This window comes from Tenacibaculum geojense, from assembly GCF_042676005.1.
Lineage (GTDB): Bacteria > Bacteroidota > Bacteroidia > Flavobacteriales > Flavobacteriaceae > Polaribacter > Polaribacter geojense.
In genome coordinates this window covers 106,701-117,890 of sequence record NZ_JBHTJR010000017.1, presented here as the reverse complement: position 1 = coordinate 117,890, position 11,190 = coordinate 106,701, and the positions used below count along the sequence as shown (strand labels likewise).

The following is an 11,190-nucleotide window of genomic DNA, read 5'->3' as shown; positions in this document are numbered from 1 at the left end:
ACACAATAGTAAACGCTCCTTTTAGGGGCGTTTATTTTTTTATCAAATAACTATAAAAAAAACCAGATCCATAACCTAGAAATTGTGTAACACTTGTTAAAATACTATATAGTGCTACTATACTATTCTTATTTACAATTAAAGAATGAATGAAAATAAAAACAAAATATAAGCTATATAGAGTAATAAAAATCGGCCAATTAACAAATGCTAGCATAATACTAAAAAACAAACCTATAATAAACAAACTAGGAAACCAATAAGTTATTTTAGCCGAAGAAGGATACCTTTTGTTCAATAGTGGACGAGCTGTTCCAAAAGCATATGTTTGTTTTAAAAATTGTTTGAGCGTACTTCTTCTTTTATGATATACAAAAGCATTCGTTATTAATTGGGTTTTGAATTGATTTTGCCATAGTCTAAACGTTAAATCAATATCTTCTCCTGCTCTGTAATCTGCAAAACCCTTTGTTTTTTGAAATGCTTTTTTAGAAATTCCCATATTAAAACTCCTCGGTTGAAACTTCCCTACAGCTGTTTTCTTTCCTCTTATACCACCTGTTGTTAGTACAGAGGTCATAGAATAATTAATGGCCTTTTGTAAATTTGAAAAACTATCATGTGATGCATCTGGACCTCCAAAAGCATCCGTATAATTAAATTGTAAAGCTTTATCAACTTCAGATAAATATTGAGGCGGTAAAATTACATCTGAATCTAAAATGATAAAGTAGTCTCCTTTTGCTCGCTGCATACCAAAATTTCTGCTAGCCCCAGGACCACTATTTTCTTTATAAAAATACCTTAAAAACAACGAATCTTCATATTGCTTAACTACCGATTCACATGTTAATGTTGATCCATCTTCAATAATAATTATTTCAAAAGGAGAGGCATAATCTTGACTTGTGAAGCTAGCCAATAACTCATCTATTTCATTAGGTCTGTTGTAAACAGGAATAATTATTGAAAAATAGCAGTTCATCCTATGCTAATAAAGGTTTTGAAATGGCATCATTAATTCCATCCCATAAATCTATTCTTTTTTGAAGCGATTTTTTAGCGTAAAATAAAGCTTCTTCCCATTTATTTTCGTCATTTCCACATAATTCAGCTATCATTTGTAACGATAACGGACCGTGTTCATCTCCATCTAATTCAATATGTCTGTGCAAATAATAAGTTAACTTGTTGTAAGAAGCATTGTCTTTTTCTTCTGCTTTTTTAACTATTTCTATAAACATATCAGGAATTACATCTTCTCTACCAAAAGTAAAACAAGAGGCAACTATGTGAGGTTGATTTGTTTTTATAACTTCAAAAGTAAAGTTTACAAAATCTGCAACTGCGTTAGGTACTTGTAAATTGGTTAATGCACTAGTTATTTTTTTTCCTTCCGAAATTTGTCTAATAAAATTAGAAATCACCTCTGTATTTGCACCAATTTGATTCATGGCATCTAAATACATTTCGAAGTGACTTTTAGGAACTCCTAATTCATTAACATCTGTTTCTTCTCCATGAACAATTTCGTTGATAAAACGAGCTGCTACTGAGTTTTTTACAGGAATCCAAGGTACATGAACGCAGGTTAACTGTTGCTGTAATGTTTTAAGCAAAGACATAAAATCCCATACAGCAAATACGTGTTGCTCCATGAAAATTTTAACGTCATTCAATTCATTTAGCGAATTGTATAAAGGATGGTTTTTAAGGGAATTTCTGTAGTATTGTAACTCATTTTCAAGTGCGGAAATTGTCATCATCATCTATTACAATTAAAAAAAGCAAATCTAATGATTTGCTTTTTAAAAATATCTTAACGAAGTGTTATTTTTACTCTTCTGTGAACCTGTCCATTACAGCATCACTTACCCCCATATTAGAGAATCCTCCATCATGGAAAAGATTTTGCAATGTTACTTTTTTAGTTAAGTCTGAAAATAAAGAAATGGTATAATCTGCACACTCTAATGCAGTTGCATTTCCTAATGGTGACATTTTTTCTGCATATGTTAAGAAACCATCAAAACCTTTTACGCCACTTCCTGCTGTTGTTGGAGTTGGTGATTGAGAGATTGTATTTACGCGTACTTTGTGATCTCTTCCAAAGAAGTATCCAAAACTACGAGCAATAGACTCTAAATAAGCTTTATTGTCTGCCATATCATTATAATCAGGAAAAACTCTTTGAGCAGCCATATACGTTAAAGCGACAATACTTCCCCATTCATTCATGGCTTGTTTGTTATATAAAACATTCATTGTTTTATGGAATGATATTGCTGAAACATCCCATCCTTTAGTTGTGAAATCGTATTTAGGATCGGTATAATGACGACCTTTACGAACGTTTACAGACATACCTATTGAGTGTAAAACAAAATCGATTTTACCTCCTAAAATTTCCATAGATTTTTCAACTAAATTTGTTAAATCATCCATAGAAGTTGCGTCTGCAGGAATAATTTCTGAACCTGTTTTTTCAGCCAACTCTTTAATTTGCCCCATACGCATTGCAATAGGTGCATTAGTTAACACAAAAGTTGCTCCTTCTTCGTGAGCACGTTCAGCTACTTTCCAAGCTATTGAATTTTCATCTAATGCTCCGAAAATAATACCTTTTTTTCCTTTAAGTAAGTTATACATATATAGTCTTTTTTTACTTTATAGTCATTAGTTTGTAATAGCAAATATAACTTTTTATAGTGGTTACTAAAGTAAATATTAATTTAATAACTCTTTTGCATGAATTAGAGCACTTTCACTTACATTTTTACCACTCAACATTTCTGCTATTTCAACAATTCTTTCCTCTGTAGTTAATTGTTTTAAGTTAGATGTTGTTACTCCTTTTACTTCTTCTTTAAATACTTTAAAATGTGATTTTCCTTTTGAAGCTATTTGTGGTAAATGTGTAATGGTTATTACTTGCATGTAATTACTCATTTGCTCCATAATATGGGCGATTTTATTAGAAACTTCACCAGAAACACCCGTATCAATTTCATCAAAAATAATGGTAGGTAATTGTGTGTGTTCAGACAATACTTTTTTAATTGAAAGCATTATTCTTGACAACTCACCTCCAGATGCTACTTTTTTAAGTTCTCCAAAGTTCCCGCCTTTATTAGCAGAAAATAAGAATAATAATTCATCTTTACCATTAGAAGCATACGTTTTTGAAGATTCTAGTTCTATAGAAAAACGTGCATTTGGCATTCCTAACTCAGCAAGTAAAAACTCCAACTCTTTTTTTAAACTTGGAATCACTTTTTTTCTTGCTTTTGAAATCATCTGCGCAACTTCATCTAACTTAGAAGCTACATCATCTATTTCTTTTTGCTTGTTGGTAATAATTTCGGATGCATTTTCTACCGCTCCTACTTTTGTTGATAAATCTTCGTATACTGCTAAAAGTGCGCTAACAGAATCTACTTGATGTTTTTTTTGTAAATTATAAATTAGCTGAAGCCTATCGTTAGCTGACTCTAAAGCTATTGGATCAAAATCTACACTTTCGTTGGCGTCTTCTAACTCATTAACCACGTCATCTACTTCTATTTTAACACTTTGTAAACGTGTATATAACTCTTCATACTCTTTGGAAAAAGAACTTATTTTATGTAAGTTATTTACAACACCATTTAATAACGTTTGAATGCCAACCTCTTCACTGATAGTAGCTTGTAATGCTTCTGATAAATTTAATTTGATATCTTCAACATTATTAAGCTTTTCAAGTGTTTCTTCTAATTCTTCTTGTTCTCCTTCTTTTAACTTAGCTTCTTCTAATTCATTAAAAAGATGAAGATTATACTCATATTGCTGAGTTGCTTGCTCTTGATTATCTAAAAGAATTTTTAACTCTTTTTGTAATGAATTATACTTTTTTAATCCTCGTTTATATGAAGCTATTTTAGCACTATTTTTAGCTAAGGCATCAATCACTGAAAACTGAAAACCAACATCAGACAATTGCATGGTTTGATGCTGCGAATGAATATTAAGTAACTTATCTTTTAAAGCATTTAAGGCACTTAAGGTTACTGGTGTATCATTTATAAATGCACGCGACTTACCTGAAGGTAAAATTTCTCTCCTGATAATAGTTGTAGCCTCGTAATCTAAATCTTGTTCTTTAAAAAAGTCTTCTAATTTATAGCTTTCTATAGCAAATTGTGCTTCAACAATACACTTTGAAGCTGCATCTTTTAATGATGATAAATCAGCTCTGTTACCCATAACTAAACCAAGAGCGCCTAATAATATAGATTTTCCTGCTCCAGTTTCACCTGTAATTATAGATAAACCGTTAGTAAAATCAATAGATAACTGATTGATTAATGCGTAGTTTTGTATTGATAAATTTGTTAACAAGTTATATGCTTTTAAGGAGAATAAAAGTAAGCATTTTAACTAAATAATGAATAAATTATGATTGGTTTTTATAACTTAATTCTTTTCCATTTATCTGATTGTGTAGGTGCTATTTTTTCTAAAACTTCACGTAATTTTTCCTCACTTCCAGTAGTTTTTCCTCCAGAAAAAACATTAACAATCTCATCTGCTTTGGCATCTAAGAAAATACGAATCATGTAATTACCAATTGTAATATTGTGAAGTTTATCTAGAGCAATAACATTGTTTAAAATTTGGTTTTTAGCTTTGTCTTCATCAGTATAAAAAACATCAAAACCTTTACGGTGATAATTATAATAAATACTTCTAATTGTTGCGAATTTAGAAGAAAGTAAATTATCTATTAAAGCAAACCTATTTTGTTTACCAATACTATTTTGCCACCCTTCTTCTCCACTCTGTTGTCCCTGTAACATTACATTTTCTGCTTGCTTTAAAAAAGCTTCTCCTCCTTTTAAAGCAAAAGTATCTGCATCAACACCTAATACAACATACACATAAAAAACAATAGTAGAAATTAAATTACTAGTATATAAATTAGGATTAAAATTTAAGGGTTGGAACTCGTTATAGGTGAAATTAAAATTGGTGTCGTTAATGTTTAAAATTGGGGTTTCATATGAAGATTTATATACAGGTCTTGTAGCTTGTACCTGTAAACTTGCATTAAAAGAATTACCGTTTTGCTCATTCACAATAATTGTAAATGCACAATTAACCTTTTCTTGTGGTAAAAACTTACGGTTAGTCCATTTTGTTTGATTAATAAACTCGCTAAGTGCTTTTTCTAAAGTACTGTATACTTGTTTATTGGTACTTTGAATCTTATCAGAATTTATAGTTACAATTGCATTTAACTCTTCTTGTGCCGATATAGTTAATGATGTTAATACAGCTAAAAAAAGGAAGGCAATTTTATTTTTAAATAACATAAATTCTAATTTTAAAAAAGAGTTCACAAATTATGAAATTCTCTCCAATATTTGTGCTATAATATCTTTAGAAACCTCTTGTTTAGATTTTAACTCAAATGTTTTTTCATCCAAATTTTTGTCTATGATAGTTACTTTATTAGTATCACCAGCAAATCCTGCGCCTTTATCTCTCAAAGAATTTAAAACTATCAAATCTAAATTTTTAGAAGTCAGCTTTTTAGTTGCATTTACCTTTTCATCATTAGTTTCTAGTGCAAAACCAACTAAAAATTGATGCTTTTTAGCCTCTCCTAAAGATTTTAAAATATCTTTTGTAGGTTCTAATTCAATTGATAACGAAGCTTCTTTCTTTTTTATTTTCTGAGTTGCAACATTTTTTGGACGATAATCTGCAACAGCTGCCGAGCATATAGCAATATCAACTTTATTGTAATATACATGACAAGCATTGTACATTTCTTCCGCTGAAGTTACATCAATTCTATGAATTAAAGAATGTTTAACCGTTTGATGAGAAGGTCCTATTACTAAAAAAACTTCTGCCCCTAAACTAGCAGCAGTTTTGGCAATTTCACATCCCATTTTTCCAGAAGAATGATTTCCGATAAAACGAACTGGATCAATAGCTTCATAAGTTGGTCCCGCAGTTAACAATACCTTTTTTCCTTTTAATGGAAGTTTAGATAACATATCTTTTTCAATAAAAGATACAATATCTTCTGGTTCAGCCATTCTTCCTTCTCCAACTAAACCACTGGCTAATTCTCCAGAAGTGGCTGGAATCATTATATTTCCGAAGCTTTGAAGAGAATTTAAACTAGATAGAGTAGATGCGTGTTTATACATATCTAAATCCATGGCAGGTGCAAAATAAACTGGACATTTAGCAGATAAATAGGTTGCTAAAAGTAAGTTGTCACATATACCATTTGTCATTTTAGACAATGTGTTGGCAGTAGCTGGTGCAATAACCATTAAATCTGCCCACAAACCTAATTCTACATGATTGTTCCACAGTTCATTTTCTTCTTCTTGATCATAAAAAGTAGAATGGACTGGATTTTTAGAGAGTGTAGATAATGTAAGAGGTGTTATAAAATCTTTAGACGCAGGAGTCATAATTACTTGGACTTCTGCGCCTGATTTTATAAATAAACGAACCAAACTGGCCGTTTTGTAAGCAGCGATACCTGCGGTAACTCCTAATAAAACTTTTTTACCTTGTAATACAGACATTACTTAGCGTCTGGATCTCTGAAATAAATTCTGTCTTCTAACCATTCATTTACTGCAATAGCGTGTGGTTTTGGTAAACGCTCATAGAATTTAGATACTTCTATTTGCTCTTTGTTTTCAAAAACCTCCTCTAAACTATCATTGTAAGTAGCAAATTCTTCTAACTTATCAACTAACTCCTTCTTTAAATCGGTGTTGATTTGATTCGCTCTTTTAGCCATAATAGAGATTGCCTTATAAATATTGTTTGTAGGCGCCTCAATAGCTTGCTTATCATAAGTTATAGTACTTGATGCTGCGTTGGTTTCTTTATAATCCATAAATTAACTTTTAATAACGGGTTGTAATTGCTCCTTTTCTTTCCTTAATACTGAAAGCATTTGATTAGACTCATCTAAAAACTGTGATTTAGGAAAGTTTCTAATCAATTTATCATAGGCTTTTTCAGCCTCTTTAATTCTTTCTACTCTTCTTCGTCTTGTACTTTTTAAAGCAAAATCATGTGCCGCTTTAAATCTATAATACAAAGCTTCTTCTTTGAATTGCGTTCCTAAATAATCTTCTAATAAATTATCAAAAGCAACTATAGCTGCCTTATAATTTCTAGAATCATAATCAGCAGTTCTATAATAAGTTTTTGCTATTTCAAAAGATTTCTTTTCTAGTTTATAGCGTAATTCTTTGTAATACTTGTTAGCCTCTTCCATACGAGATGAGTTTGGATAACTATCTATAAAAGTTTGAAAAGCTTCTAACGCTTTGTTTGTATCCGTTGGATCTAAACTAAAACGAGGGGCAGCTTTGTAATAACTTAATGCTGATAAAAAGTCTGCTTCTTCTTTCTTAGAAGATTTAGGATAATTTTGTGTAAATCTATTGAAATAATATCCTGCTAAACTATAATTTTTCTCATTGAAGTTTGAATTGGCTACCATATATTGGATACGTTCCATTTGTGGCTTCCCTCTGTATGAGGTAGTTATTTTTTCAAACAAACGCAATGCTTTACCGTATTTATTGGCTTCGTACATTTTTACGGCCATTTTATATTGATCTTCTACAGACCCTTTATTCAATACATTTTGGTACTCACCACATGAGGTAAGCATTAAAAACATTGCAAATAAGTAAACTAGTTTTTTCATTTTTTGCATTCGGCAAAATTAATAATTAATTATGGATTATTAAAACGCTATTTTTCAATAAAAATAACGTTGCAATAAACTATAATTTTTAAAAATTAGCTACTAAACCTTTGTTAAATTTATTGTGGGGTGTTTTGATTTAGCGTAACTAACTGTTTTACATCATTATCAAATAAATACAAACCACCTTTATCGTCACCTATTAAGTTTATTTTATCTAAAATATTTCTTGCTAAAGCTTCTTCTTCAATTTGTTCAGCTACATACCATTGTAAAAAGTTATGTGTTGCATAATCTTTTTCTTGTAATGAAATATGCACTAACTCATTAATTGCTTGCGAAACCATAACCTCATGATCAAATAGTGTTTGAAACATATCTTTAAAAGATCCAAATTTTGCTGATGGAGCCTCTAAAGCTGGTACAGTTGCATGTCCACCTCTTTCATTAATAAACTTTACTAATTTTAACATGTGCATTCTTTCTTCATCTGAATGTGCATACATAAATTGTGCGACACCTTCAAAACCTTGAACTTCTGCCCAAGATGCCATTGCTAAATATACTTGTGATGATTGTGCTTCTATTTGAACTTGGTTGTTTAATGCTTGTTCTATCTTTTCTGTTAACATAAATCCTGTTTCATTAATTAAAATCTATAGCAAAGATGCTAAAAAAGCTCGTAAAAATAAATTCACGAGCTTTTAAATTTTATAAGTTAATAACCACTATAATTGATCTATAAAATCTGAAATTTCTGTTTGTAATTCCTCTGATGCCTTCACCAACGGTAATCGAACCTCATCAGTACATACACCTAATTTTTGTAACATCGCTTTAATTCCTGCAGGATTTCCTTCTGCAAAAATCATATCAATACTATCAGCTACTTTATAATGTAATTCATAAGCTTCTTTAACCTTTCCTTCTAATCCGAGTTGAATCATTTTAGAAAACTCTTTAGGTAAACCTTCTCCAATAACACTTATTACTCCTGCTCCTCCTGCTAAAACCATTGGTAAAGCAATCATATCATCTCCAGATATTACTAAAAAGCCTTCAGGAGCAGCTTGAATAATTTTCATTGCCTGAACCAAATCTCCTTTAGCTTCTTTAACAGCCACCACATTTTCATAATCATTTGCTAACCTAACAACTACTTCTGGAGACATGTTTGAAGATGTTCTTCCTGGTACATTGTATAAAATTATCGGTTTTTCTGTAGCTTCTGCTACTGCACTAAAATGCTGATAAATCCCTTCTTGTGTTGGTTTATTATAGTAAGGAGATACTGATAAAATTCCATCAAAATCTGATAAATCAGTATTTTTAATTTCTTCTACTACAGCAACTGTATTATTACCTCCAATTCCTAAAACCAAGGGTAATCTTCCATTATTTACAGCTATAATTTTAGCTTTAACAGCTTCTTTTTCTTCTTTAGTTAAAGTAGCTGGCTCACCAGTAGTTCCCAACACTACTAAATAGTTTACACCGTTTTCTATTTGATAGTTAACTAATCGCTCTAAACCATCAAAATCTACTGTTTTATCTTCGTTAAAAGGTGTTACTAACGCAACCCCAGTACCTATAAATTGTTGCATGAATACTTGTTATTTTGTTGTGTAAAATTAATGCTTTATTTGACATGCAGCGTGTTTAATTTAAGAATACACAATTTTAACTACCCTGTTAAATTTTAATGATTTCTGCTACTTTTTGTTGTAATTTAGCCAATCTAAACAAAGTTATTACGTACTAACCATGAAAAAACTTTTATTTTTTAGTTGCTTGCTTATTTTTTTAAGTTGTAAGCAGGAGAAAAAATCGCTTGTAAAAATCACCGCGAAAACTATTGGTGTTGACTCTACTTTACAGTCAAACAAAGAAATTGAAAATGTTGTTGCTCCTTTTAGAGAAAAAATGATTGCTTCAATTAATACAGTTATTAGTTACACTGATAAAGATTTAGTTAGAACCGACGGAGAATTAGAAAGTAGTTTGGGGAACTTAATGGCTGATTTATCTTATGAAAGAGGCAATCCTGTATTTAATAAACTTAGTGGAAAAAACATTGACTTTGCGATGTTTAATTATGGTGGAATTCGTGCTGGTATTCCTGCAGGAAAAGTAACCAATAAACATGCTTTTGAATTAATGCCTTTTGAAAATAGTTTAGTAGTTGTAGAATTAACTCCTGAAAAAATTAACGAATTAATTAATTACTTAATAGTTAATAAAAAAGCACATCCATTATCTAAACATATAAAATTAATTATTAATAACGATAGTTATGAATTATTGATTAATAACAAGCCTTTAGATGATACTAGAAATTACTATGTTATTACTTCAGATTACCTACAAAGTGGTGGTGACAAAATGGATTTTTTTAAAAATCCTGTTAATTTGTTTAAACTAGATTATAAGGTAAGAACAGCTATTATTGATTATTTTAAAAGTAAAGATACTTTAACGAGTAATTTAGACGGAAGATTTAAAAAAATGTAAAATGGATAGAAGAAAATTTATACAAAAAACTACAGCTGCAACAGCATTTACAACCTTAGGAGGTTTAACTTTACCTAGTTTTACTACAAAAAAAGAAACTAAAATTACCATTTTACATACTAATGACACTCACAGTCATATAGATCCGTTTGAGACAACTCATTACAAGTATGCAAACCAAGGTGGTGTTGCCAGAAGAGCTTCTTTAGTTACAGAAATAAGAAAAGAAAATCCTAATACATTACTATTAGATGCTGGAGATATTTTTCAAGGAACCCCTTATTTCAATTATTTTGGAGGTGAACTAGAGTTCAAGTTAATGAGTATGATGAAATATGATGCTGCCACCATTGGTAATCATGACTTTGACAATAGTATTGATGGCTTATACAAACAATTACCTCATGCAAAATTTAGTTTTGTTTCTGCTAATTACGATTTTAAAAATACTGTTTTAGACACTCATGTTAAACCTTATAAAATCTTCATTAAAGATGGAATTAAAATTGGTGTATTTGGTTTGGGTATTGAATTATCTGGCTTAGTTGAACCTAAAATGTTTAAAGAAACTAAATATTTAGACCCTGTTGAAATAGCTCAAGACACCACAAGAATACTTAAAGAAGAAGAGCAATGTGATTTAGTTATTTGCCTTTCTCATTTAGGATATTATTACAAAAGAAATCCTAATAAAATATCAGACTTAAACTTAGCGAAAGCTACAAAAGATATCGATTTAATTATTGGAGGGCATACCCATACTTTTTTACCAAAACCTACCTTAGTTAAAAATACAAATGATGAGAATGTATTGGTTAACCAAGTGGGTGCTTATGGTGTGAATTTAGGTAGAGTAGATTTTTACTTTGATGCTGATAAAAATAAATCATCCAAAGGAAAAACTATTTTAGTGTAAGTTAAAAAAGGTTTATCGTCTAAAA

At 30.4% G+C, this 11,190-nt stretch carries 12 protein-coding genes; 2 read left to right on the top strand and 10 right to left on the bottom strand.

The annotated features are described in order from the left end of the window. Positions 1-31 precede the first annotated feature (31 nt). From ACFQ1U_RS02830 to dapA, 10 genes are all read right to left on the bottom strand, one after another. Positions 32-985, bottom strand: coding sequence for a glycosyltransferase (locus ACFQ1U_RS02830; protein WP_386105100.1), 954 nt, complete (start codon positions 983-985; stop codon positions 32-34). Position 986: 1 nt separating this feature from the next. Then, positions 987-1,769, bottom strand: a complete 783-nt coding sequence (locus ACFQ1U_RS02825; RefSeq protein WP_386105098.1) for a DUF3050 domain-containing protein — start codon at positions 1,767-1,769, stop codon at positions 987-989. 67 nt (positions 1,770-1,836) lie between these two features. After that, positions 1,837-2,649 (bottom strand): enoyl-ACP reductase FabI, encoded by an 813-nt coding sequence (locus ACFQ1U_RS02820; protein WP_386105096.1) that lies wholly within the window; start codon positions 2,647-2,649, stop codon positions 1,837-1,839. A 78-nt stretch (positions 2,650-2,727) separates the two neighbouring features. Continuing rightward, positions 2,728-4,380 carry a DNA repair protein RecN gene (recN, locus tag ACFQ1U_RS02815; protein WP_386105093.1) on the bottom strand — a complete coding sequence of 551 codons (1,653 nt, stop codon included), beginning with the start codon at positions 4,378-4,380 and terminating at the stop codon, positions 2,728-2,730. Between the two features lie 68 nt (positions 4,381-4,448). After that, on the bottom strand, positions 4,449-5,354 hold the full coding sequence (gene porD / locus ACFQ1U_RS02810; protein ID WP_386105091.1) for a type IX secretion system protein PorD: 906 nt from the start codon (positions 5,352-5,354) through the stop codon (positions 4,449-4,451). 30 nt (positions 5,355-5,384) lie between these two features. Beyond that, on the bottom strand, positions 5,385-6,593 hold the full coding sequence (gene coaBC, locus ACFQ1U_RS02805; RefSeq protein WP_386105089.1) for a bifunctional phosphopantothenoylcysteine decarboxylase/phosphopantothenate--cysteine ligase CoaBC: 1,209 nt from the start codon (positions 6,591-6,593) through the stop codon (positions 5,385-5,387). Continuing rightward, positions 6,593-6,913, bottom strand: coding sequence for a DNA-directed RNA polymerase subunit omega (locus ACFQ1U_RS02800; RefSeq protein WP_386105087.1), 321 nt, complete (start codon positions 6,911-6,913; stop codon positions 6,593-6,595). Before ACFQ1U_RS02800 ends, coaBC begins: the two co-directional genes overlap by 1 nt. Positions 6,914-6,916: 3 nt before the next feature. Then, a complete protein-coding gene (locus tag ACFQ1U_RS02795; protein ID WP_386105085.1) occupies positions 6,917-7,738 on the bottom strand; it encodes an outer membrane protein assembly factor BamD in 822 nt (273 codons plus the stop codon). A 119-nt stretch (positions 7,739-7,857) separates the two neighbouring features. After that, positions 7,858-8,370: a ferritin gene (locus ACFQ1U_RS02790; protein ID WP_386105083.1), complete on the bottom strand. Its 513-nt coding sequence runs from the start codon at positions 8,368-8,370 to the stop codon at positions 7,858-7,860. 96 nt (positions 8,371-8,466) lie between these two features. Further along, positions 8,467-9,342 carry a 4-hydroxy-tetrahydrodipicolinate synthase gene (dapA, locus tag ACFQ1U_RS02785; protein ID WP_386105081.1) on the bottom strand — a complete coding sequence of 292 codons (876 nt, stop codon included), beginning with the start codon at positions 9,340-9,342 and terminating at the stop codon, positions 8,467-8,469. Between the two features lie 160 nt (positions 9,343-9,502). Between dapA and ACFQ1U_RS02780 the strand changes: the two genes are divergently transcribed. Both ACFQ1U_RS02780 and ACFQ1U_RS02775 read left to right on the top strand, forming a co-directional pair. Then, positions 9,503-10,249, top strand: coding sequence for a 5'-nucleotidase C-terminal domain-containing protein (locus ACFQ1U_RS02780; protein ID WP_386105079.1), 747 nt, complete (start codon positions 9,503-9,505; stop codon positions 10,247-10,249). A 1-nt stretch (position 10,250) separates the two neighbouring features. Next, on the top strand, positions 10,251-11,165 hold the full coding sequence (locus tag ACFQ1U_RS02775) for a bifunctional metallophosphatase/5'-nucleotidase (RefSeq protein ID WP_386105077.1): 915 nt from the start codon (positions 10,251-10,253) through the stop codon (positions 11,163-11,165). The last annotated feature ends 25 nt before the right edge of the window (positions 11,166-11,190 follow it).